16 protein-coding genes and 1 other RNA gene are annotated in these 23,489 nt (G+C 66.3%); 15 read left to right on the forward strand and 2 right to left on the reverse strand.

Features of this window, described 5'->3' with window-relative positions; all coding sequences use genetic code 11:
* Positions 1 to 559: 559 nt before the first annotated feature.
* The 15 genes from ACCQ06_RS04315 to ACCQ06_RS04385 all read left to right on the forward strand — a co-directional run bounded on the left by ACCQ06_RS04315 (position 560) and on the right by ACCQ06_RS04385 (position 21,442).
* Entirely contained in the window at positions 560 to 7,162 is a 6,603-nt protein-coding gene (locus ACCQ06_RS04315) for an ESPR-type extended signal peptide-containing protein (RefSeq protein ID WP_316690300.1), read from the forward strand.
* Positions 7,163 to 7,395: 233 nt separating this feature from the next.
* Positions 7,396 to 9,279 (forward strand): diffusible signal factor-regulated S8 family serine peptidase, encoded by a 1,884-nt coding sequence (locus ACCQ06_RS04320; RefSeq protein ID WP_316692497.1) that lies wholly within the window; start codon positions 7,396 to 7,398, stop codon positions 9,277 to 9,279.
* A 129-nt stretch (positions 9,280 to 9,408) separates the two neighbouring features.
* The gene (gene gspE / locus ACCQ06_RS04325; RefSeq protein ID WP_316690301.1) at positions 9,409 to 11,136 is read left to right on the forward strand and encodes a type II secretion system ATPase GspE; all 1,728 of its coding nucleotides are present in this window, start codon (positions 9,409 to 9,411) and stop codon (positions 11,134 to 11,136) included.
* A 181-nt stretch (positions 11,137 to 11,317) separates the two neighbouring features.
* A complete protein-coding gene (gene xpsF / locus ACCQ06_RS04330) occupies positions 11,318 to 12,535 on the forward strand; it encodes a type II secretion system protein XpsF (protein WP_104615779.1) in 1,218 nt (405 codons plus the stop codon).
* A 225-nt stretch (positions 12,536 to 12,760) separates the two neighbouring features.
* The gene (gene gspG, locus ACCQ06_RS04335) at positions 12,761 to 13,192 is read left to right on the forward strand and encodes a type II secretion system major pseudopilin GspG (protein WP_039426219.1); all 432 of its coding nucleotides are present in this window, start codon (positions 12,761 to 12,763) and stop codon (positions 13,190 to 13,192) included.
* Positions 13,193 to 13,202: 10 nt separating this feature from the next.
* Positions 13,203 to 13,709 carry a type II secretion system protein XpsH gene (gene xpsH, locus ACCQ06_RS04340; protein ID WP_228324111.1) on the forward strand — a complete coding sequence of 169 codons (507 nt, stop codon included), beginning with the start codon at positions 13,203 to 13,205 and terminating at the stop codon, positions 13,707 to 13,709.
* Entirely contained in the window at positions 13,706 to 14,122 is a 417-nt protein-coding gene (gene xpsI / locus ACCQ06_RS04345) for a type II secretion system protein XpsI (RefSeq protein ID WP_316690305.1), read from the forward strand. Before xpsH ends, xpsI begins: the two co-directional genes overlap by 4 nt.
* A complete protein-coding gene (locus ACCQ06_RS04350; RefSeq protein ID WP_104615782.1) occupies positions 14,119 to 14,754 on the forward strand; it encodes a type II secretion system protein J in 636 nt (211 codons plus the stop codon). Before xpsI ends, ACCQ06_RS04350 begins: the two co-directional genes overlap by 4 nt.
* On the forward strand, positions 14,751 to 15,602 hold the full coding sequence (locus ACCQ06_RS04355; RefSeq protein ID WP_316690308.1) for a type II secretion system minor pseudopilin: 852 nt from the start codon (positions 14,751 to 14,753) through the stop codon (positions 15,600 to 15,602). The genes ACCQ06_RS04350 and ACCQ06_RS04355 overlap by 4 nt, the downstream gene beginning before the upstream one ends.
* Entirely contained in the window at positions 15,599 to 16,720 is a 1,122-nt protein-coding gene (locus ACCQ06_RS04360; RefSeq protein WP_104615784.1) for a PilN domain-containing protein, read from the forward strand. Before ACCQ06_RS04355 ends, ACCQ06_RS04360 begins: the two co-directional genes overlap by 4 nt.
* Positions 16,704 to 17,357 carry a type II secretion system protein GspM gene (gspM, locus tag ACCQ06_RS04365; RefSeq protein ID WP_316690312.1) on the forward strand — a complete coding sequence of 218 codons (654 nt, stop codon included), beginning with the start codon at positions 16,704 to 16,706 and terminating at the stop codon, positions 17,355 to 17,357. The genes ACCQ06_RS04360 and gspM overlap by 17 nt, the downstream gene beginning before the upstream one ends.
* Positions 17,347 to 18,141, forward strand: a complete 795-nt coding sequence (xpsN, locus tag ACCQ06_RS04370) for a type II secretion system protein XpsN (protein WP_316690314.1) — start codon at positions 17,347 to 17,349, stop codon at positions 18,139 to 18,141. Before gspM ends, xpsN begins: the two co-directional genes overlap by 11 nt.
* Positions 18,138 to 20,456, forward strand: a complete 2,319-nt coding sequence (gene gspD, locus ACCQ06_RS04375) for a type II secretion system secretin GspD (protein WP_316690316.1) — start codon at positions 18,138 to 18,140, stop codon at positions 20,454 to 20,456. Before xpsN ends, gspD begins: the two co-directional genes overlap by 4 nt.
* Complete coding sequence (locus ACCQ06_RS04380; protein WP_104615788.1) at positions 20,453 to 21,292, forward strand: glycosyltransferase family 2 protein; 840 nt, start codon at positions 20,453 to 20,455, stop codon at positions 21,290 to 21,292. Before gspD ends, ACCQ06_RS04380 begins: the two co-directional genes overlap by 4 nt.
* A gap of 58 nt (positions 21,293 to 21,350) precedes the next feature.
* Positions 21,351 to 21,442, forward strand: a non-coding RNA gene (locus tag ACCQ06_RS04385) — sX9 sRNA.
* A gap of 385 nt (positions 21,443 to 21,827) precedes the next feature.
* On the opposite strand, the gene ACCQ06_RS04390 is transcribed toward ACCQ06_RS04385, so the two are convergent.
* Positions 21,828 to 22,556: a UTRA domain-containing protein gene (locus ACCQ06_RS04390; RefSeq protein WP_228324117.1), complete on the reverse strand. Its 729-nt coding sequence runs from the start codon at positions 22,554 to 22,556 to the stop codon at positions 21,828 to 21,830.
* A gap of 105 nt (positions 22,557 to 22,661) precedes the next feature.
* On the reverse strand, positions 22,662 to 23,237 hold the full coding sequence (gene pnuC, locus ACCQ06_RS04395) for a nicotinamide riboside transporter PnuC (protein WP_316690320.1): 576 nt from the start codon (positions 23,235 to 23,237) through the stop codon (positions 22,662 to 22,664).
* Between the last annotated feature and the right edge of the window lie 252 nt (positions 23,238 to 23,489).

Genomic DNA, 23,489 nt, shown 5'->3' on the forward strand with positions numbered 1-23,489 from the left:
CCGGTTGGCGCGCCAATGCGTCGACGCCGGGCACCGATGCCCGGGTGATCGTCATTTCCTTGGCGCGCCTGCATCTGGCGCCGATGTTGGCGGGCCGTCCAGGCGACAGTGCCGACACCCGAGACGCTGACCCGCCAACTGACCTATTCCTGCGGCGTTTTTGCGCAACCAAGCCCGCTGGCGTCTCGCCAGTGGGGTTTTTTTGTCCGCAACGGACATGGCTATTCAGCCTTCAAATGTCTTGAGGGACATGATCTAGGTCGCTGTTTTCCAAAGAATTATCAAAAATCTAATAAAAGCAAGCAGAAGTGTGACGAAAAGCACTCTTATCTTCGCTTTCTGTCAAAAACTTGACGCCTGATTTGGCGGCTGTTAACACTTTGCGCAGTTCTATTGTTGGGTAGCGTTCATTTTTTGACTATCCAGGGTGCAGGCGCGAGCCGCCCACCGCCGCAAGGCCCATAGCGCGCACAACCACGGGGAATCGCGTGGCCGAAAGGCCTTCCGAGGGTGGGCGCTCGCCAAAAACCAGTCCCAACAACTCAGGAGTCGTGCGTCGATGAATCGGATTTATCGCAAGGTCTGGAACAAGTCATTGGGTGTGTGGGCCGTGGCCTCGGAATTGGCCACCGGTGACAGCACCGGAGCCGTTGCTCCAGCCTCGCTCATCGACCGCCGCCAAAGCCTGGCATTGGCCGCCGCCATCACCCTGGCGCTCGGCGGCGCCGGATTCATCACGCCACTGCCCGCCAGCGCGCAATCGGTCGAAGTCGGCCGCGGTGCCTCCGCACCTGCCGCCAAGGCGACCGCCATCGGTGCCGGCAGCACCGCCAGCGCCACCGGCGCAGTCGCCACCGGTGCCGACAGCAGCGCCAGCGGTGTGAATAGCAGCGCGATCGGTCGCCAGACCAACGCCATCGGCGAAAACGCGGTGGCCATCGGCTACAACAGTTTCGTGCGCCAGGCCGGCGAAAACGGCGTGGCGCTGGGCGCCAATGCCGGTGTTACCGGTGCCAATTCGGTGGCGCTGGGCGCAGGCTCGCGCACCTACGAAGACGACGTGGTGTCGGTCGGTAGCGGCAATGGTCGCGGCGGCCCGGCAACGCGTCGCATCACCAACGTCGGTGCCGGCATCAACGCCACCGATGCGGTCAACGTGGCGCAGCTGCGCGACGTGGCCGATGTGGCCGAAGGCACCGCGCTGTTCTTCAAGGCAAGCCCGGGCGACGACAGCGTCGGCGCCTATGTCGAAGGCGATAGCGCACTGGCCGCAGGCGATGCCGCCAATGCGATCGGTACCGCCACCACCGCGCTCGGCACCGGCGCCAATGCCATCGCCGAGAACGCGACGGCCGTGGGCGCCAATGCACTGGCCTCCGGCCAGAACAGCGCAGCGTTCGGCCATAACGCGCAGGCCAATGGCCCGGCCAGCGTGGCCGTGGGCGGCGCTGCGGTCAACGAAGATGGCCAGCCGTTGATCACCAATGGCGGTGTGCCGGTCACCACCGGTGCCACCAGCGCAGGCGTTGGCGGAACTGCGGTCGGCGCCAGCGCCAATGCAGACGGTTTCGCGGCGTCCTCGTTCGGCGTCGGCGCGTATGCCGCCGGTGCGCAGGCATCGGCATTCGGTGCAGTAGCCAACGCCGGTGGCGATTACGCCACTGCCGTCGGCACCCAGACCAGCGCCAGCGGCACCAGCAGCACTGCCGTGGGCGGCCCGGTGGATCTGATTCCCGGACTGGGCTTCTTCGTGCAGACCCAGGCCAGTGGCGACGCGTCCACTGCGCTCGGCGCCGGTGCGATCGCATCGGGCACCTACACCACCGCTGTCGGCACGTTGAGCGAGGCGTCGGGCACCGAAGCCACGGCAGTGGGTTACTTCGCCTACGCACCGGGCGAAGGCGCAACCGCGGTCGGTCCGGAATCGTGGGCCAGCGGTGAGCTGAGCACGGCGCTGGGCTATTACAGCACCGCACGCGGCGCCAACTCGGTGGCGCTGGGCGCCAATTCGGTCGCCACGCGCGCCGACACCGTGTCGGTCGGCGCGGCCGGCGCAGAGCGTCAGATCACCAGCGTCGCTGCCGGTACCGAAGCCACCGATGCGGTGAATCTCGGCCAGCTCACCGCCGTCTCCGATGTCGCCGCCACCACCGCGCGCACGTTCGTCGCCACCGGTGAGGGCGCTGCAGTTGCCGAAGGCGTGGACAGCGTCGCGGCAGGTTCCAATGCGTCGGCGCTTGCCGATTACAGCACTGCGCTGGGTTCCAGCAGCATTGCATCGGACATCAATACCACTGCCGTGGGCAGCGGTGCAGTTGCGAACTTCAACAACGCCACGGCGGTAGGTTTCAACAGCATCGCCAGCGACCGTTATGCCACTGCGCTGGGCGCAGACAGCACCGCGTCGGGCTTCTACGGCACCGCACTTGGCAGCACCAGCGTGGCCTTCGGCCGCGGTGCGACTGCGGTCGGTTTCGAAAGCATCGGCAACGGGCTTGAATCCACGGCGCTGGGGTTTGCCAGCGTTGCGTTCGGCGACACCAGCACCGCGATCGGTGCGGAAAGCACCGCGTATGGCACAGGCAGCGTGGCAGTTGGCATCGCCTCGGCCGCAGGTGGCGATGCTTCGGTTGCCATCGGCGATACCACGTTCACCGGCGGCAATCGTGCAGTTGCGATTGGCTCGCAGGCCAATGCTTACGGCGATCGTTCGCTTGCGCTGGGTGCCAACACCTTCGTCGAAGGCACCGATAGCGTTGCGATCGGCGATGGTGCGCAAGTTGCGGTGAACAACAGCGTTGCGCTTGGCGTGAACGCTGTTGCCGATCGCGCCAACACGGTTTCCGTGGGTACCGTTGGCGGCGAACGTCAGATCACCAATGTCGCTGCCGGTACCGAAGGCACCGATGCGGTGAATCTGGATCAGCTCAACGCAGTGGCCGGCACCGCCGAAACCACCGCGCGCCTGTATGCAGGCACCGGCGACGGCACTGCCGTCGCACAGGGCGAAGATGCAACGGCGGCCGGTTCCAATGCCACTGCCGAAGGCGATTACAGCAGCGCGTTCGGCGGCAGCAGCAATGCCACCGCGATCGGTGCAGTGGCTATCGGCAGCGGCGCCAGCGCAACGGCGCAGTACGCCAGTGCCGCCGGTTACAACGCAGCAGCCAGCGGCTTCGGCAGCGTGTCCAACGGCGCCTTCAGCCAGGCCAGCGGCGACTATGCCGTGGCCGTGGGTGGCGAGAGCGAAGCAGCCGGCGCGCAGAGCACCGCGCTCGGTGCAGCGGCAGGCGCATATGGCGATGGCTCGCTGGCGGTCGGTGCGCTGAGCGAGGCACAGGGCAGCGAATCCACCGCGATGGGCTACTTCGCCAGCGCCAGCGGCGAATCGGCCACGGCAATCGGCGCAGAAAGCGTCGCCGACGGCACCACCGCCGCAGCACTGGGCTTCGGCGCACAGGCGACGGCCAATTACGCCACCGCCGTTGGTGGGTACTCCACCGCGAGCGGTTTCAACAGCACTGCGTTGGGTAACTTCAGCACCGCCAGCGGCTCCAACACGCTCGCCGTCGGCAGCGATGCCACCGCCACTGGCGCCTACAGCGTTGCAGCCGGTCAGGGCAGTGTGGCCAGCGGTTACAACAGCGTGTCGGTTGGCGGCGCCTTGCTCGGCCTGTTGCCGACCGAAGCTTCCGGCGATTTCTCCACCGCCGTGGGTGGTGCCGCGTGGGCACCGGGTCTCAACAGCACCGCGCTGGGCAACTTTGCCGAATCCACCGGCGAAAGCAGCGTGGCATTGGGCGCCGATTCGGTCGCTGATCGCGACTTTGCGGTGTCGGTCGGCAGCGCCGGCAACGAGCGTCAGATCACCAACGTGGCGGCCGGCACCCAGGGCACCGATGCGGTGAATCTGGATCAGCTCAACGCAGTTGCCGAAGCCAGTGCAACCACCAGCAAGTATTTCCAGGCCAGCGGCAGCGACGACAGCGATGCCGGTGCGTACGTCGAAGGCGATAACGCATTGGCTGCAGGCGAGGGCGCCAACGCCACCGGCGCCGGCACCACCGCATTGGGCGCGGGTGCGCAGGCAGTGGCCGATGCGGCTACCGCAGTCGGCTTGAATGCGCTGGCGAGCGGCACCAGTGCCGCAGCGGTCGGCAGCAACGCGCAGGCGTTGGCCGAAAACAGCAGCGCATTCGGCAGCAATGCGCAGGCCAGCGCTATCGGCGCCACCGCAAATGGCGCTGGCGCGCAGGCAAGCTCCACCTACACCACTGCGCTCGGCAGCGAGGCAGTGGCATCCGACAACCAGGCCACCGCTGCGGGCTTCCGCAGCGCGGCGTCCAACGTCGGCAGCGCGGCATTTGGCGGCTACAGCGAATCCAGCGGCCGGCTGTCGTCGGCACTGGGTTACGGCGCGGTGGCGTCCAGCGATTACAGCACCGCCGTCGGTGCGGCATCGCTGGCCTCCGGCGCCAGCGCGGTGGCCGTGGGTGAGTTCAGCGAAGCCACCGGCGACGAAAGCGTTGCGGTCGGTGGCAGCACGTTCTTCGGCTTCATCCCGGCGCGTGCCTCGGGAACCGGCGCGGCCGCCTTCGGTGCGGGTGCGTGGGCAACCGCGGACTACACCACCGCGATCGGCTGGAACTCGTATGCGGACGGCACCAATGCCACCGCGCTAGGCCAAAGCGCTGCGGCGTTAGCCAACAACACGCTGGCACTGGGTGGCAATAGCCGCGCCGATGCGGTCGGCGCCAGCGTGATCGGCGTGGATGCGTCGGCCACCGGCGTCAACAGCACCGGTGTCGGTCGTCAGGTCAATGTGATCGGCGAAAACGCGGTCTCCGTGGGCTACAACTCGTTCGTCCGCCAGAGCGCGGTCAACGGTGTGGCGCTGGGCGCCAACGCCGGCGCCACCGGTGCCGATTCGGTGGCATTGGGCTCGGGTTCGCGTACCTATGAAGCCGACACGGTGTCGATCGGCAGCGGCAACGGCCGCGGTGGTCCGGCGACGCGTCGTATCGTCAATGTCAGCGATGGCCAGACCGCGACCGATGCGGTCAACAAGGGCCAGCTGGATGCGGTGTCGGCCGATGTGCAGACCACCAGCAGCAAGTTCAAGACCACCGGCGATGCGGTGGCCGCCGCAACCGGCGAGCGCAGCACGGCTGCCGGCTCCGGTGCTGTTGCCACGGGTGCACGCAGTGTTGCCATTGCCTCCGGCAGCAGCGCGTCGGCGACCGGTGCCAGCGCGATGGGTGTGGACAGCAGCGCCAGCGGCGTGAACAGCACCGCGATGGGCCGTCAGACCAATTCCATCGGCGAAAATGGTGTGGCGCTGGGCTACAACTCCTTCGTGCGCGAAAGCGGCAGCAATGCGGTGGCCCTGGGTGCGAATGCCGGTGCCAGCGGTGCCGATTCGGTCGCCTTGGGCTCGGGCTCGCGCACCTACGACGCCAATACGGTGTCGGTGGGTAGCGGCAATGGTCGCGGTGGTCCGGCAACGCGTCGCATCGTCAACGTCAGCGACGGCCAGACCGCCAGCGATGCCGTCAACAAGGGGCAGCTGGATGCATTGGCGGCCGATGTGCAGACCACCAGCGGCATGGTCAAGACCACCGGCACCGGCGTAGCCGTGGCAACCGGTGATCGCGCGACCGCCGCAGGTGCGGGTGCCACTGCCAGTGGCGCACGCAGTGTCGCCATTGCTTCCGGCAGCAGCGCCGCCGGCACTGGTGCCAGTGCGGTGGGCGTGGACAGCAGCGCCAGCGGCATGAACAGCACCGCGATGGGTCAACAGACCAATGCCATCGGCGAAAAGAGCGTGGCGCTGGGCTACAACTCCTTCGTCCGCCAGAGTGCGGTCAACAGCGTGGCGTTGGGCGCCAATGCCGGTGCAACCGGCGCCGATTCGGTGGCGTTGGGCTCGGGTTCGCGTACCTACGAGGCCAATACGGTGTCGGTGGGTAGCGGCAATGGCCGCGGTGGTCCGGCAACGCGTCGCATCGTCAACGTGGGCGCGGGCGCGATTGCCGATGCCAGCACCGATGCCATCAACGGCGGTCAGTTGTTCCAGTCGCTCAGCAATGCCGCCAGCTTCCTTGGTGGCGGTGCGGCGATCGGCGCGCAAGGCGTGTTCGTTGCGCCGACCTACGTGATTCAGGGCGCCAGCTACAACAACGTGGGCGCGGCATTGACCGCGCTGGATACCAAGGTCACCGAACTGGATGCACGTGGTGGCACCGCAACGGCCAGCACGGCAGCACGTAGCGTGTCGCTGCGTACCGCCGCGGTGCCGGCTGTGGCTACAGCTGTTGCGAGCGATGCGGCAAGCAACGTCAGCACGGACACCGCCAGCGCAACTGCCGGCGTGCAAGGCACCCCAACCGCAGCCGTGGTCGGCAGCATCACCCCGGCGGCAACCTCGACGGCGGTGGGCACGGCGGCAGTGGCTAACCACGTCACCGGCACGGCGATTGGTGGCAGCGCTTACGCGCACGGCCCCAACGACACCGCCATCGGCAGCAATGCGCGCGTCAATGCCGACGGCAGCACCGCGGTGGGTGCCAACACGCAGATTGCGGCCGTGGCCACCAACGCGGTGGCGATGGGCGAGGGTGCGCAGGTCAGCGCGGCGTCCGCTACCGCGATCGGCCAGGGCGCGCGTGCCAGTGCACAGGGTGCCGTCGCACTGGGCCAGGGCTCGGTGGCCGACCGCGCCAACACGGTGTCGGTCGGTAGCGTTGGCGGCGAGCGCCAGGTGGCCAATGTGGCCGCCGGTACGCGTGCCACCGATGCGGTGAACAAGGGCCAGTTGGACAGCGGCGTGGCCGCGGCCAACAGCTACACCGACAGCCGTTACAGCGCGATGGCCGACAGCTTCGAAAGCTATCAGGGCGATATCGAAGACCGCCTGCGTCGGCAGAACCGTCGCCTGGATCGTCAGGGCGCGATGAGCTCGGCGATGTTGAACATGTCCGCCAGCGTGGCCGGTATCGCCTCGCAGAACCGCGTCGGTGCCGGTGTCGGTTTCCAGAACGGCGAGTCGGCGTTGTCGGTGGGCTACCAGCGTGCGATCAGTCCGCGCGCCACGTTGACCGTGGGCGGTGCGCTGAGCGGCGACGACAGCTCGATCGGCGTGGGTGCCGGTTTCGGCTGGTAACCCTTAGCAACAGCGTGCGCAGTTGCATCAAACGCGGCGGCGCCGATGTGCGCCGCCGCGGTAAGGCCTGAGGGGGCGGGCAAGGACCGTGGCTAGGCCAGCCAACGGATTCGCATGGAGTGATGGCCGTACCAGGAGCGATCGATCAACTGCCGCAGGCCGGTTCACGGCTGCGCGGCGTTGTCGACGCCGTTCCAAGCCTGATTCACGAAAAACACGAAGAGGATTTCACCGTGATCGACAAGACCTTCCGCCTCACCCCGCTGACCGGCGCCATCCTGATGATGGCCCTTGGTGCATCCGGCACCCTGGCTGCCGCACCGAAACTGCTGGTCAAGGAACCGACCCAGTCCGCTTCGGCCGGCGCCCAATTCAGTAGCCGCCTGATCGTGCGCTACAAGGACAACACTGCCGCTGCGACCAATCGCAGCAGCAAGCTCAATGCCGTGCAGGCCGCGGTCGGCCGCGTCGGCGCCAGTACCGGCGCACGTAGCAGCGCAGCCGCCGCCAAGGCGACGTATGTGCGCAAGCTCGGTATCGGCTCGGACCTGATCAAGCTGTCCAGCACGCTGACCGCCGCGCAGGTGGACAAGGTGGTGGTCGAGCTGAAGAACGATCCGTCCGTGGCCGACGTGCAGATCGATCGCATGCTGCGTCCGGTCGAGATCAAGAAAAGCGTTGCGGCCACCGATGTGAGCCCGCAGCTGGTTCCCAACGACCCGCTGTATGCGCAGTACCAGTGGCACCTGAGCAACCCCAACGGCGGTATCAATGCGCCGGGCGCATGGGATCTGTCGCAAGGCGCTGGCGTGGTGGTGGCGGTGCTGGACACCGGCATCCTGCCGGGCCATCCGGATTTTGCCGGCAATCTGCTGCAGGGCTATGACTTCATCACCGATGCCGAAGTCTCGCGTCGTCCGACCGATGCCCGCGTCCCCGGCGCACTGGATTACGGCGACTGGGAAGAAGCCGACAACGTCTGCTACACCGGCTCGGTGGCGCAGGAAAGCTCCTGGCACGGCACCCATGTCTCGGGCACCGTGGCCGAAGCGACCAATAACGGCATCGGCATGGCCGGCGTCGCACCCAAGTCGACCATCCTGCCGGTGCGCGTGCTCGGCCGTTGCGGCGGTTATACCTCCGACATCGCCGACGCCATCGTGTGGGCATCCGGCGGCGCGGTCGAAGGCGTCCCCGCCAACACCAACCCGGCCGAAGTGATCAACATGAGCCTGGGCGGCGGTGGGGCTTGCGATTCGGCCACCCAGCTGGCGATCAACGGTGCGGTGGCGCGCGGCACCACCGTGGTGGTCGCTGCCGGCAACGATGGCGATGACGCGGCCAACCATTCGCCGGCCAGCTGCAACAACACCATCACCGTCGGTGCCACCCGCATCACCGGCGGCATCACCTACTACTCCAACTACGGCAGCAAGGTCGATTTGTCCGGCCCGGGCGGCGGCGGCAGCGTGGACGGCAATCCGGGCGGCTATATCTGGCAGGCCGGCTACGACGGTGCGACCACGCCGACCTCCGGTAGCTATAGCTACATGGGCATGGGCGGAACCTCGATGGCGTCCCCGCATGTGGCTGGCGTCGTGGCGCTGGTGCAGAGCGCGGCGATCGGTCTGGGCGACGGCCCGCTGACCCCGGCTGCGGTCGAAGCGTTACTCAAGCAGACCAGCCGCCGCTTCCCGGTGACCCCGCCGGCCAGCACCCCGATCGGCAGCGGCATCGTCGACGCCAAGGCTGCGCTGGAAGCAGTGTTGGTGGAGCCGTGCGATCCGGCCACCGAGAGCTGCGCACCGACTGCTATCGCGCTGACCAACAAGGCGCCGGTGGCCGGCCTGAGCGGCGCCTACGGCAGCTCCACGCTGTACAGCTTCGAAGCCAAGGCCGGTGCGGTGCTGAGCTTCATGACCTACGGCGGTACCGGCGATGTGTCGGTGTACGTCAGCTATGAAGCCGAGCCCAGCGCCACCAGTTTCGATGCCAAGTCCACGCGTCCGGGCAACAGCGAAACCGTCCGCTTCACGGCCCCGAAGGCAGGCACTTACTACATCAAGTTGGTCGGTGCATCCGATTACGCGAAGCTGACCCTCGTTGCACGACAGTAAGTAGTGAAATAGTGTGACCAATGCCCCCGGCCAATCACCGGGGGCATTGTTTTTCAGGACGATTCAGATGTGTGCGGTTGATCGTCGCGGCAAACTGCTACAGTCGGCGCCGGACCAGTGGAGACGAGTGTGAACGCGGTTGCCGTCGATCCAATTGAGCATCGAAGTGCGGAAACGCGCATCGTCGAAGCGTTGCTTGAACGCCGTCGTCTGAAGGACTCCGACCTGCTGCGCGCACGCCAGTTGCAGGCCGAATCCGGCATGGGCTTGCTGGCCCTGCTCGGCCGTCTGGGCCTGGTGTCCGAACGCGATCATGCAGAGACATGCGCCGATGTGCTCGGCCTGCCGTTGGTGGATGCACGCCAACTCGGCGATACCCCACCGGAAATGCTGCCCGACGTGCAGGGCCTGTCGCTGCGCTTTCTCAAACAATTTCATCTGTGCCCGGTGGGCGAACGCGATGGCCGGCTGGATCTGTGGATCGCCGATCCATACGACGATTACGCCATCGATGCAGTGCGTCTTGCCACCGGCTCCGCGTTGTTCCTGCAGGTTGGCCTGCGCTCGGAAATCGACGATCTGATCGAGCGTTGGTATGGCCAGGGCCGCAGTGCGATGGGCACCATCGTCGAGACCGCCGATGGCGATGCCAACAGCAGCGACGACATCGAAGCGCTGCGCGATCTGGCCTCTGAAGCGCCAGTGATTCGCCTGGTCAATCTGGTGATCCAGCATGCGGTGGAATTGCGCGCATCGGACATCCATATCGAACCATTCGAAAGCCGCCTCAAGGTGCGTTACCGCGTCGATGGCGTGCTGGTGGAAGGCGAAAGCCCGCCGGCCAAACTCACCGCCGCGGTGATCAGCCGCATCAAGATCATGGCCAAGCTCAATATCGCCGAGCGCCGCCTGCCGCAGGACGGCCGCATCATGTTGCGCGTGCAGGGCAAGGAGCTGGACCTGCGCGTCAGCACCGTGCCCACCGCGCACGGCGAAAGCGTGGTGATGCGTTTGCTCGATCGTGAAACGGTGGTGTTCGACTTCTACAAGCTGGGCTTTACCGAAGACTTTCTGCCGCAGTTCCGCAAGGTGCTGGAGCAACCGCACGGCATCATGCTGGTCACCGGCCCCACCGGCTCGGGCAAGACCACCACGCTGTACACCGCGCTGAGCCAGCTCAATACCTCCGACGTCAAGATCATCACCGTCGAAGACCCGGTGGAATACCAGATCGAAGGCATCAACCAGATCCAGGCCAAGCCGCAGATCGGCCTGGATTTTGCCAATGCGCTGCGCAGCATCGTGCGTCAGGACCCGGACATCATCATGATCGGCGAAATGCGCGATCTGGAAACCGCGCGCATCGCGATCCAGTCTGCGCTCACCGGCCATCTGGTGCTGTCCACGCTGCACACCAACAACGCTGCCGGCGGCATCACCCGTTTGCTTGACATGGGCGTGGAGGATTACCTGCTCACCTCCACCATCAACGGCATTCTGGCGCAGCGCCTGGTGCGCAAACTCGACCTGGCCAACGCCGAACGCTACCTGGCATCGCCGGAAGAAATCGAACGCTTCAACCTGCGCCGCCTGCAGCCGGAGGGCGAGATCTTCCTGTATCGCCCGCGTGCCTCGGCGGCCGCGCCGACCGGCTATCTGGGCCGTACCACCATCGTCGAATTCCTGGTGATGAACGACGAATTGCGGCGCGCGGTGATGCGCCGTGCCGGCATGGGCGAGATCGAACAACTCGCCCGCCAGGCCGGCATGCGCACCATGTACGAAGACGGCCTGTCCAAGGCCTTGCGCGGCGAAACCACCATCGAAGAAGTCCTGCGCGTGACGGAGGATGCGTGATCGGTGAAGTGACCGGGTGGTCGGGACCGGGGACCCGGGGCCGGGGACCCGGGAACAGCCAAGGCAAGTGCTTGGTCGTCGCTGTCGTATGCGCCGACCGACGTGCTGCTGGATTCCAGTGCTGCGGTACGCCGCTTTCCCCGGGTCCCCTGTCCCGGGCCCCCGGCCCCGGCCGTTCCTGATGCCTCTCTACCGCTACAAAGCGCTCGACGCCCACGGCGAAATGCTCGACGGCCAGATGGAAGCGGGCAGCGATGCCGAGGTGGCGCTGCGTCTGCAGGAACAGGGCCATCTGCCGGTAGAAACGCGGCTGGCCACCGGGGAAAGCGATTCGCCGTCGCTGCGCATGCTGCTGCGCAAGAAGCCGTTCGACAATGCCGCGCTGGTGCAATTCACCCAGCAGCTGGCCACCTTGATCGGCGCCGGGCAACCGTTGGATCGCGCGTTGTCGATCCTGATGGATTTGCCGGAAGACGAAAAAAGCCGACGCGTCATCGGCGACATCCGCGACACCGTGCGCGGCGGTGCGCCGCTGTCGTCCGCGTTGGAACGCCAGCACGGGCTGTTCTCCAAGCTGTACATCAACATGGTGCGTGCCGGCGAAGCCGGCGGTAGCATGCAGGACACCTTGCAACGGTTGGCCGATTACCTGGAGCGCAGCCGCGCGCTCAAGGGCAAGGTAATCAACGCCTTGATCTATCCGGCGATCCTGCTGGCGGTGGTCGGTTGCGCGCTGTTGTTTCTGCTGGGTTACGTGGTGCCGCAATTTGCGCAGATGTACGAAAGCCTGGATGTCGCGTTGCCGTGGTTCACCCAGGCGGTGTTGAGCGTGGGCTTGCTGGTGCGCGACTGGTGGCTGGTGCTGATCGTGGTGCCGGGTGTGCTCGGGCTGTGGCTGGATCGCAAGCGGCGCAACGCCGCTTTCCGTGCAGCGCTGGACGAATGGCTGCTGCGGCAAAAAGTGGTCGGCAGCCTGATTGCGCGGCTGGAAACCGCACGGCTGACGCGCACCTTGGGCACCTTGTTGCGCAACGGCGTACCGTTGCTGGCGGCGATCGGCATCGCGCGCAACGTGATGTCCAATCTGGCGTTGGTCGAGGACGTGGCCAACGCTGCCGACGATGTCAAGAACGGGCATGGCCTGGCGATATCGCTGGCGCGCGGCAAGCGCTTTCCGCGGCTGGCCTTGCAGATGATCCAGGTGGGCGAAGAATCCGGCGCGTTGGACACGATGTTGCTCAAGACCGCCGATACGTTCGAGCTGGAAACCGCGCAAGCCATCGACCGTGCGCTGGCTGCATTGGTGCCGCTGATTACGCTGGTCCTGGCGTCGGTGGTGGGGCTTGTCATCATTTCGGTGCTGGTGCCGCTGTATGACCTCACCAATGCGATCGGCTGAGAGCGGTGGACAACGCGACTGCGCCGCTGTCAGGCGGGCGCAAGCGGGACTCGGCATCGGCACGCATCGCTCGTACACTCGCTTAACCGTACGCAGCGCTTTCAATCGGGCGGCGTCTTCACAACAACGTTCCGGTGACCGCACGACACCTACGCGGGAACCAATGCAATCGCCGCTGTGTCATCTAGCGGCAGCATCCTTCATCGACGTGCAAGGAAATCGTTCATGATCAAGCGTTCCATCACCCGTAGTCCGTCGCGCGCAGGCCAGGCCGGCATGAGCTTGCTGGAAATCATCATCGTCATCGTGCTGATCGGCGCGGTGCTCACCTTGGTCGGCAGCCGCGTGCTTGGTGGCGCCGATCGCGGCAAGGCCAATCTGGCCAAGTCGCAGATCCAGACCCTGGCCGGCAAGATCGAAAACTTCCAGCTCGACACCGGCAAGCTGCCGAGCAAGCTCGATGACCTGGTCACCCAGCCCGGCGGCAGCAGCGGTTGGCTGGGCCCGTACGCCAAGCCGGCGGAACTCAACGACCCGTGGGGCCACACCATCGAGTACCGCGCGCCGGGCGATGGTCAGCCGTTCGATCTGATCAGCCTGGGCAAGGATGGTCGCCCTGGCGGCAGCAGCTACGACTCGGACATCAAGTACCAATAAGTCTTCCGCCATGCGCGTTGCGTGTCAGCCGTTGCGTCATCCGCATGGAGTCGGTCCTGGCCGTACCCGCACGCGTGGCACCTCGCTGCTTGAAATGCTGCTGGTCATCGCGTTGATCGCGATGGCCGGTGTGCTGGCCGCAGCCGCATTGAACGGCGGTATCGATGGCATGCGGCTGCGCACCGCCGGCAAGGCGATCGCCTCGCAACTGCGCTATACGCGCACCCAGGCGATCGCCACCGGCACGCCGCAACGCTTTCTGATCGACCCGCTGCAGCGCCGCTGGGAAGCGCCCGGTGGCCATCACGGCGACCTGCCGTCGTCGCTGCAGGTGCGCTTCACCGGCGCACGCCAGGTGCAGTCGCGGGAAGATCAGGGCGCCATCCAGTTCTTCCCCGATGGGGCCTCCACGGGCGGTCGCATCGATCTGCAGGTCAAGGACGCGCGCTGGCGCGTGGATGTGGGCTGGATCACCGGCGAAGTGCGTTCGGGCCCGCTGCGGACGCCTGCGCCATGAAACGGCAACACGGTTACACCCTGATCGAGGTAATCGTCGCTTTTGCCCTGCTCGCCTTGGCATTGAGTCTGTTGCTGGGCTCGTTGTCCGGTGCGGCACGTCAGGTGCGTGCGGCCGACGACAGCACGCGTGCCACGCTGCATGCGCAATCGCTGCTGGCATTGCAAGGCATGGACAAGCCACTGGTGCCCGAGCAACAGCAAGGCACGTTCGAAGACGGGCATTTCCGTTGGTCGATGGATGTGCGCCCCTACGACGAACCGCGGCGCAATCCGCAGGCGCCGGTGGCTCCTGGTGCGCACAAACTGCTGCAACTGACCCTGGTGGTACGTTGGGGCGAAGCGCCCAATCAAATGCTGCAATGGCGCACCTTGCGCCTGGTGGCCGCCACCGCACAGGACAACGCGCTGTGATCCGTTCGCGCAGCGCCGGCTTCACCCTGATCGAAGTGCTGCTGGCCACGATGCTGTTGGTCGGCGGTCTGGCATTGGCCTTTGCCACCTTGCGCTCGGCCAGCGCGGTGAGCCAGCGCGGCGAGGCGATTGCCCAGCGCAGCGAGCGCGTACGCGCGGTGGAAGAATTCCTGCGCCGCCGGTTGGCCGCTGCGTTGCCGCTGGCAATGAGTATCGACCCGCAAAGCCAGCAGCCGATGTTGTTCGTCGGCGAACCGCAGCGCATGCGCTTTGCCGCCGATGTGCCGGATTACCTGGGACGCGGTGGCCCGTATCTGCACGAGTTGTCGGTGGTCGGCGATGGCGAGCAACGCACCTTGCAGATTGCGTTGACCATGCTGCAGTCGGGCAAGTCGATCGAAGAAGGCAGCAAATTGCCGCCGGAGCCGCTGGCGCAAGGCGTGCAGCAGGTGAGCTTTCGTTACCGTGGCATGGATCCGCAGAACGGCCGCCTGAGCGCATGGTTGCCGCAGTGGGAATGGCACGACCGCATGCCGCTGCTGGTGCGGATCGATATCCGCAGCGGCGACGCTGCATGGCCCTCGTTGGTGGTGGCGCTGCCGCAGTCCAGCAACCCCGGAGCGGGGCAATGAGCCGGATCCGTGGCGCTGCCTTGGTGCTGGTGTTGTGGTTGATCGCCTTGCTCACTGCGATGATCGGTGCGTTTGCGCTCACCGCGCGCGTGGAAGCCTTGCAAGGCACGATGCTGCGCAACGGCGCGCAGGCGCAGGAGTATGCGCGCGCCGGTCTGGAATACGCCTTGTCCCGCTTGCAGGGCGCCGACACCCAGGCACGCTGGCGTGCAGACGGCCGACGCTATCGTTGGCAGATGGACGACGCCACGGTGGAGATCCGGATCACTGACGAAAGCGGCAAGGTGGATCTGAACATGGCCGAGCCGGCGCTGTTGGCCGGGCTGGTGCGCGCCGTGGGCGGCGAACAAGGCCGCGAGACGCGCATTGCCGGTGCCATCGTCGATTGGCGCGATGGCGACTCGCTGAGCCAGCCCGGCGGTGGCGCAGAAGACCGCGATTACGCCGATGCCGGCTTGCCGTATGGCGCAAAGGACAGCCCGTTCGAAACCCTAGGCGAACTGCGCCTGGTGCTGGGCATGGACAGCGCGTTGTATCGCAAGTTGCTGCCGAACATCACCCTGTACAGCGGCCGCTCGCGGCCCGAAGCGCGTTTTGCGCCCGGTCCGGTGTTGACCGCAATGGGCCTGGATGCGCGGCAACTGCTGGCCCAGCGTGACGCGCCGCCGGGTTTGCCGGGCAGCGAGGCGACGGTCGGTGGCTCAGACACTTATAGTATCGAGAGCCGGGCGCGACTGAGTCAGGGACGCGAGGCTGTGTTGCGCGCGGTCGTGTCGACAAGCGCGTCCGCAGTTCCAGGATCGGCCTACACCGTGTTGCGTTGGGAAGAGGGAGCAGCAGTGCAATGACCGCATGGCGGGACACCTTGGGTCGTATCGGCGTGCGCGCCATGCCGGGAGCCGGAGGCTTCTGGCGTTGGTGGCAGCAATCGCTGCTGGCGTGGCTGCCGCAGCGCTGGCAATGGCAATTGGGCCTGTCGCAGGCGCGCCTGTTGTTGCAGCTCGATGGCGACACCTTGCAGTTGCTGCGCCAACGCGATCAGAGCCGTGAGGCGATCGCCAGCCTGCCATGGCCGGTGCAGCCGCAGGAAGTCAACGCCGTGCTGCCGACTGCGCTGGATGGCCTGCCGCGGCATTGGCTGTTGCCGTCGGCGCATGCGTTGCGGCGGCCGTTGCGGCTGCCGGCAGCGGCCGCTGCGCGTCTGCAGGACGTGGCACGTTTCGAAATCGACCGACAAACCCCGTTCACTGCCGACCAGGTGTATTTCGACGCACGCGTGCTCGATGTGCGCGAAGACGGCCAGCTCGATGCCGAATTGGTCGTCGTGCCGCGGCGCATGATCGATGGCCCGGCCGGTGTGCCCGATGCCTGGGCCAACGCGCTGTCCGGCATCGATGTGGCCGATGCGCAGGGCGCCCCGTTGGGGGTGAACCTGCTGCCGCCGGCACGCCGGCTGCGGCGTAGCGACCCGATGCAACGCTGGAACCTGCTGCTCGCCGCCACCGCGGTGGTGTTGCTGGCTGTGGCCGGCTGGCTGCTGCTGGATAATCGCCGCCAGGCCGCCGACGATCTGCGCGCCAAGGTGCAGGCCAATGCCGCGCGCGCGCGCCAGGTGGCTGCCGAACGCCAGCAGCTGGTGGATCTGGTCGAAGGCGCCACCTTCTTCCAGAAGCAACGCGCCACGCGTCCGACCTCGGTGGAAATCTGGGACGAGTTGAGCCGGCGTCTTCCGGGCGGCACCTATCTGGAAAAATTCTCGGTCGAAGGCGGGCAATTGCAGCTGATCGGTTTGAGCAACGAAGCCTCGTCGCTGGTGCGTCGTCTGGAAGGCTCGCCGCTGTGGCGTACGCCGTCGCTGACTGGCGTGCTGCAGAGCGATGCCGGTCGCAACGTCGACCGTTTCACCATCACCGCCGAGCTGGCCGGCCCCGATGCGAAGGAGGCGGCCGATGCCACGCAGCGTTAAGCGCGATCGCTGGATCGCTTTGGGTCTGCTGCTGCTGGTGCTCGGCATGGCGTATCTGGTGCTGGTGCACCCGTGGTTCACCCAGCCGATGATCGCCGTGCAGGACGAGCTGCAATCCCTGCGCGAGCGCGAGCTGCGCGTACGTGTGCAATTGCAGCAGGCGCCGCAGGTCACCCAGCGGCTGCGCCAGGCGCGGCAGACGCTGGAAAGCCGCCCGGGCTTTTTGCCGGAAACCTCCGCCGAGCTGGCCTCGGCCGGGCTGGTGCAGCGGCTGGAACGCGCGGTGGTGGAAGCCAGCCCCGGCAACCGCAGCTGCGCCATCAGCAACCGCTCGCCGCTGCAGCCGGAGAGCAAGGACCGCTTCACCCGCGTGGCGGTGCAGGTGCGCCTGCGTTGCGGCACGCCGGAACTGGCCTCGGTGTTGTACAGCCTGGAAAACGGTACCCCGCGGCTGTTCGTGGACAACCTCAACGTGATGGCGCAGCGCTACCAGCTCTCGCCCAACGAAAGCGGCAACGGCCTGGACATCGCCTTCGAGCTGGCCGGTTATCTGCGGCCCGGCGCCATCGCTGCGCCGTTGAACACCGATGCCGCGCGCGCCGCCGCAGCCGCCGGGGAGGCCAGCAATGCGCCTTGACCTGATCGGTTTGCGCACCTGGTTGCTGGCCACCTTGGTCGGCTGGGCGTTGCTGGTATGCATCCTGGCAGTGGCTGGCTTAGGCAAGCGGGTGGAGTTGCTGCCGGACGACCCGGCGCTGGTGCAGCGCCTGCCCACGCTGCCGGCGCCCGCGCCGGAGCGGTTGGGGGCGTTCGAAAAATATTCGGAGATCGCCGCGCATCCCGCATTCGCCGAAGACCGCCTGCCGCATCCGTTCTTCCTGTCCGGCACTGATGGAAGTGGCGCGGCCTCGACGGTGCGCCTGACCGGCGTGCTGCTGACCGAGAACTTCAAGATGGCCACGCTGACCCTGGACCCGCAGGATTCGGTGCGCGTGCAGCTCGGCGGCGACGCGGTCAAGGGCTGGCGCCTGCTGGCCCTGCAGCCGCGCAGTGCCACCATCGAAGGCCCCGGCGGCACCCAGACGCTGGAACTGCACGTGTTCAATGGCCAGGGCGGGCAACCGCCGACCGCCAACGCCGCCGCGCGTGGTGCGGCGGGCGCGCTCCCGCCGTTACCGCCGCCATCGCCCGATGCCGCCGCGGTCGTGCAACCGCAACCGCCGCCGCCTGCCACCCCGCCGGCGCAACAGCCTGGCGGGCAAGCTCCGCCGACGGTGCCGCCGCAGCGCAGCGATGGCGCGCAGGAAGCTCCACGCCCCTCCGACGATCAGATGCGTGCCATCCGCGAACGTATCGAAGCCCGACGCCGCCAGCTGCAACAGCAGCGCCAGAGCGGCTCTACCCCCGGTCAGACCCAATGAGTAAACGCATGACGCCGCGCCTGTTTCCCGTGTCCCTGCTGATTGGCCTGCTGGCCGGTTGCGCCACCACTCCGCCGCCGGACGTACGCCGCGACGCGCGCCTGGACCCACAAGTCGGCGCTGCCGGCGCTACCCAGACCGCTGCCGACCAACGCACCGACGGCAATGCCGCTACCAGCGCCAAGCCCAGCCCGGTGATCCGGCGCGGCAGCGGCACCATGATCAACCAGAGCGCCGCGGCGTCGCCGTCGCCCACGCTGGGCATGGCCAGCAGCGGCAGCGCCACCTTCAACTTCGAAGGCGAGTCGGTACAGGCGGTGGTCAAGGCAATCCTGGGCGACATGCTTGGCCAGAACTACGTCATCGCGCCCGGCGTGCAGGGCACCGTGACCCTGGCCACGCCCAATCCGGTTTCGCCGGCGCAGGCCTTGAACCTGCTGGAGATGGTGTTGGGCTGGAACAACGCGCGCATGGTGTTCAGCGGTGGCCGCTACAACATCGTGCCGGCCGACCAGGCGCTGGCCGGCACCGTCGCGCCCAGCACCGCATCGCCGTCTGCCGCACGCGGTTTCGAAGTGCGCGTGGTGCCGTTGAAGTTCATTTCCGCCAGCGAAATGAAGAAGGTGCTGGAGCCGTACGCACGGCCCAATGCCATCGTCGGCACCGACAACGCGCGCAACGTGATCACCCTTGGCGGCACCCGCGCCGAACTCGAAAACTACTTGCGCACCGTGCAGATTTTCGACGTGGACTGGTTGTCGGGCATGTCGGTGGGCGTGTTCCCGATCCAGTCCGGCAAGGCCGAAAAGGTCAGTGCCGATCTGGAAAAGGTCTTCGGCGAACAGAGCAAGACGCCCAGCGCCGGCATGTTCCGTTTCATGCCGCTGGAAAACGCCAATGCGGTGCTGGTGATCACTCCGCAACCGCGCTATCTGGATCAGATCCAGCAGTGGCTGGACCGCATCGACAGCGCCGGCGGCGGCGTGCGCTTGTTCTCGTATGAGCTGAAGTACATCAAGGCCAAGGATCTGGCCGATCGGTTGTCGGAAGTGTTCGGTGGGCGCAGCGGTGGCGGCGATTCCAACGCCTCGCTGGCGCCGGGTGCCGAGAGCAGCGTGCTTGGCGGTGCGCTGGGCAACCGCGACAGCAGCATGGGTGGCAGCTCGGGCATGACCGGCGGCAGCGTCGGCGAAAGCGGCGATGGTAGTGGCTCGGGCAGCAGTTTCGGCGGCAGCAGCGGCGTCGGTGGAAGCAGTGGCAGCAGCGGTGGCCTGGGCAACGGCAGCTTGCAGCTCTCACCGCGCAGCAACGGCAACGGCGCAGTGACGCTGGAAGTGGAAGGCGACAAGGTCGGCGTGTCGGCTGTGGCAGAGACCAACACCTTGCTGGTGCGTTCCACACCGCAATCGTGGGCCTCCATCCGCGACGTCATCGAAAAGCTCGACGTGATGCCGATGCAGGTGCATATCGAAGCGCAGGTGGCTGAGGTGAATTTGACCGGCCAACTGCAGTACGGTGTGAACTGGTATTTCGAAAATGCGGTAACGACTCCGTTCAACGCCAACGGTAATGGTGGCGGTCCTGCACTGCCATCGGCTGCGGGCCGCAATATCTGGGGCGACATTGCAGGAAGCATCACCAACAACGGTGTGGGTTGGACATTCCTGGGGAAAAATGCGGCTGCGGTTATCAGTGCGCTGGATCAGGTCACCAATATCCGCCTGCTGCAAACGCCATCGGTCTTTGTGCGCAACAACGCCGAAGCCACGCTCAATGTGGGGTCACGCATTCCGATTAACTCCACCTCGATCAACACCGGACTGGGCAGCGACAGCAGTTTCTCGTCGGTGCAATACATCGATACCGGTGTGATCCTGAAAGTGCGTCCGCGGGTCACCAAGGACGGCATGGTGTTCCTGGATATCGTTCAGGAAATAAGCACGCCCGGTGCACGGCCCGCAGCGTGCACGGCGGCAACCACCACTACCGTCAACAGCGCTGCCTGTAACGTCGATATCAATACGCGCCGTGTCAAAACCGAAGCTGCTGTGCAAAGTGGTGACACCATGATGCTGGCTGGCCTGATCGATGACAGCACCAGCGACGGTAGTTCAGGGGTCCCGTTCCTCAGTAAGTTGCCGGTGATCGGTGCCTTGTTTGGTCAGAAGACGAGGGACACGACGCGTCGCGAAGTCATCGTGCTGATCACCCCGTCGATCGTGCGCAACCCGCAGGAAGCGCGCAATCTCACCGACGAATACGGCCAGAAGTTCAAGGCCATGGAGCCGCTGAAACCCAGCCAGAAGCCGCAATGAGTGCGGCACTGCCCGTCGTGCTGGTGCCGGTCGGCACCGACGACGAGGCGCTGGATGCGTGCCTGGGCGCATTGGATGCGGCCACGCCTGCGGGCACGCGGGTGTGGCTGGCCGACGATGCGCAGGCCGGCCCGCGCGGCCGCGCGGTGATCGATCACTGGTTGGCGCGCACCCAGCTGCAGGCACACCACACCCGCCGCCAGCGCATGCTCGGCGAGGTGGCGCATCTGGATGAAATGCTCGCCGCCTGCGGCGACGCCGACGTGGTGGTGCTGGGGGTGGATGCCTGTCCGCTGCGCGGTTGGTTGCGGCAGCTCACCGCGTGTTTTGCGCGCGATGCGGCAATCGCCACGGCCACGCCCTGGAGCAATGTGGGCGAAGCCTGCAGCTGGCCGCGGCTGGGCGAACTCAACCCACTGCCGGACGCGCCGGAGCGGTTGGCCGCTGCCTGTGCGGCCATGCCGCCACTGCATCCGGAGCTGCCATCGGCGGTCGGGCATGCGGTGTTGTTGCGTGGCGCCGCACGGCGCAAGGCCGGCGGGCTGGATGCCAGCAGTTATGGCTCCTGGTATGCCGCGCTGGTGGACCTCAGCCTGCGCATGGGCGGGCTGGGATGGCGCAACGTGTTGTGCGACACCGCCTTCGTCGCCTCCCCGCACGAGGGCCGCCCGGCCGATGGCGACATGGATGCCCTGGCCACACGCTGGCCGGCCTGGCACGCGCGTTTGGCCAACTTCCTTATGCACGACCCGCTGCGTGCGCAACGCGACCAACTGACCCAACTGCTCGCCGACCTGCCACCGCCGGACCCGCAACGCATGCTGTTCGACGCGTAGCGCAGCTGCCAAGTAGCATGCGCATCGCTAGGCGGGCGCAGCCGGTGTTCGGTGCGGCATGTAGCACGCGTACAGTGCGGGTCCTTGAGCGCTGTCCCCTGCAACCTGACGACTGCTCGCCGTGCGCTGAGTGCAGGGGTGTTGTCGGCCGCATCCTGGTGGATGCCGTCGGAAGTCCAGATCAAACGCTGAGTGGGTCGAGTGCGCGGTGCCCTCACCGCTCGAGGGACACGCCGTGCATCCGTCCATGGAGTCTCGGTGGCGGCATCCATGCCGCCACACGGTCCCGCAAGCGGCGAGGACACCGCACCAGACAGGTTGCTGGTTGCTTTGTTGAAGCCTCGCACACCGACCATCTCGACTGGTCCTTGCCCGCCCACCCTTGCGGGACCTTACGCGGCATGGATGCCGCGTAAGCGCTGACAAGGACGTACTTGCAGCGTGTCCCGCGAGGGTGTGCGGGCAAGGGCCCTGCAGCCAGGCCGCAGATCAGCCGGCCTGCAATAGACTGGCGTGACTTAGTTTTGTTAGCCCCTCAAGAAGCCGACCGCGTCGGCGCATCGGTGCGCACCACCACGTCCAGTGCGTCGTGACGCCAGGATTCGATATCCAGTTCCACCGCGCGGCCGTCTTCGGCAAAGCTGATCCGCTGCAGGCGGAAGCACGGCGTGCCGGTGGTGGACTGCAGCAGCATGGCCTGCGTCGCATCCAGCCCGGCCGGATGCATCGACACCTGCGCGCGGCTCAGGAATAGACCCAACTTTTGGTTGAACACGCTCGACAGCGAGCCGGCCAGGTCGTGTTCGAGCAGGCCCGGTGCCCACGCCGCCAGCACCACGTTGGTTTCCAGCAGCACGGCGCGGCGGTCGATCCAGCGCCGGCGTTGCAGCACAAAGACGTCTTCGTACGGGGTATCCAGACGCAACGCGGCCGCAACCGCAGCGCCTGCGGGCTGGCGGGTGGCGCTCAATAGCTCGGTGCGTGGCTTGCGTCCTTGCGCGGCCACGTACTGCATGAAGCCGGCGATGCTGGTGGGGTCGTAGCGCACGCGAGGCGCGCTGACGAACCAGCCGCGGCGGTTCTCGCGGTAGATGCGGCCTTCGGCTTCAAGGTGCTGCAAGGCTTCGCGCAGGGTGATGCGGGTGCAGCCGAAGCGCTCGGCAAGCGCGCGCTCTACCGGCAGGCGCTGGTCCGGTCCCCATTCGCCCGTGGCGATCTGCGCGGCGATGATTTCGGTGATGACGTGTTGGCGCGACGCGGTCATGCGGCGCACCGCCACTCGAAGATGCGGGCCATGGGCGAGACAATGAGAGGAAGATCGTGCATGCCGCGATGGTAAAGAAGAACGCGCACACAAACTGCGCTGTGCTTAGCGTGCCGTGGTCAGGTTCCGGTTCTGTTGGGGTTTCCAGCTGCGCCAGCCGTAGACCGCCAATGCCACGAAGCCGGCGTAAAGCAGGGCAGTGGGATACAACTCCTTGCTGACGAACACGCCGACGTAAATGCAGTCGAGCACGATCCACAACACCCAGTTGGCGATGCGCTTGCGCGCGGCCCACACGCTGGCGACCAGGCTGAAGCTGGCCAGTGCTGCATCCAGCCAGGGCAGTGCGGCATCGGTGCGGTGATGCATGTACGCACCCAGCGCAGCTGCGAACGCCGCGCCGATGCCTATGGACATCCATAGCTCCGGCTGCGGCATCGGTACGGGGCGGATACGCGTGTCCACGGTGTTGCCGCGTTGCCACTGCCACCACCCGTAGAGTTGGGTCAGCACATACACGCCTTGCAGCAGCATGTCCGAGTACAGCTTCCACTGATAGAACAGCCACGCATACAGCGCGACGGCCACGATGCCGACCGGCCAGCACCAGCGGATGCGCTGTGCGGTCAGCCACACGCCCAGCAGGTTGATCACAACGGCGATGGATTCGAGCAAAGACATGCAAGGCCTGATGGAAAGTGGAGGGCGGTGGGAGAGACGCAACCGGTGCAAAACAGTGGTGCAGTTGGAAGTGGATGCTGCGCCATGCCCCGTACCGACGTGCACTGCAAGCGCGTCAGCGCCTGCACCGCTGAGCCCCTGCCTTCAGCTGGTGCCTGCGGCCTTCAGTCAGTGCCTGAAACACGCAAACGCACAGGTGCTTTCGCTTCGACGTCCTTCCCCCGCTCGCGGACGCTTCGATGTCCTTTCCCC

This window comes from Xanthomonas sp. NCPPB 4467, assembly GCF_041475665.2.
Taxonomy (GTDB): Bacteria; Pseudomonadota; Gammaproteobacteria; order Xanthomonadales; family Xanthomonadaceae; genus Xanthomonas; species Xanthomonas dyei.

Coding starts and splice junctions, on each gene's coding strand:
- ACCQ06_RS04315 (WP_316690300.1), top strand. CDS start 560: ATGAATCGGATTTATCGCAAGGTCTGGAACAAGTCATTGGGTGTGTGG.
- xpsF (WP_104615779.1), top strand. CDS start 11,318: ATGCCTCTCTACCGCTACAAAGCGCTCGACGCCCACGGCGAAATGCTC.
- gspG (WP_039426219.1), top strand. CDS start 12,761: ATGATCAAGCGTTCCATCACCCGTAGTCCGTCGCGCGCAGGCCAGGCC.
- xpsH (WP_228324111.1), top strand. CDS start 13,203: ATGCGCGTTGCGTGTCAGCCGTTGCGTCATCCGCATGGAGTCGGTCCT.
- xpsI (WP_316690305.1), top strand. CDS start 13,706: ATGAAACGGCAACACGGTTACACCCTGATCGAGGTAATCGTCGCTTTT.
- ACCQ06_RS04355 (WP_316690308.1), top strand. CDS start 14,751: ATGAGCCGGATCCGTGGCGCTGCCTTGGTGCTGGTGTTGTGGTTGATC.
- ACCQ06_RS04360 (WP_104615784.1), top strand. CDS start 15,599: ATGACCGCATGGCGGGACACCTTGGGTCGTATCGGCGTGCGCGCCATG.
- gspM (WP_316690312.1), top strand. CDS start 16,704: ATGCCACGCAGCGTTAAGCGCGATCGCTGGATCGCTTTGGGTCTGCTG.
- xpsN (WP_316690314.1), top strand. CDS start 17,347: ATGCGCCTTGACCTGATCGGTTTGCGCACCTGGTTGCTGGCCACCTTG.
- gspD (WP_316690316.1), top strand. CDS start 18,138: ATGAGTAAACGCATGACGCCGCGCCTGTTTCCCGTGTCCCTGCTGATT.
- ACCQ06_RS04380 (WP_104615788.1), top strand. CDS start 20,453: ATGAGTGCGGCACTGCCCGTCGTGCTGGTGCCGGTCGGCACCGACGAC.
- ACCQ06_RS04390 (WP_228324117.1), bottom strand. CDS start 22,556: ATGACCGCGTCGCGCCAACACGTCATCACCGAAATCATCGCCGCGCAG.
- pnuC (WP_316690320.1), bottom strand. CDS start 23,237: ATGTCTTTGCTCGAATCCATCGCCGTTGTGATCAACCTGCTGGGCGTG.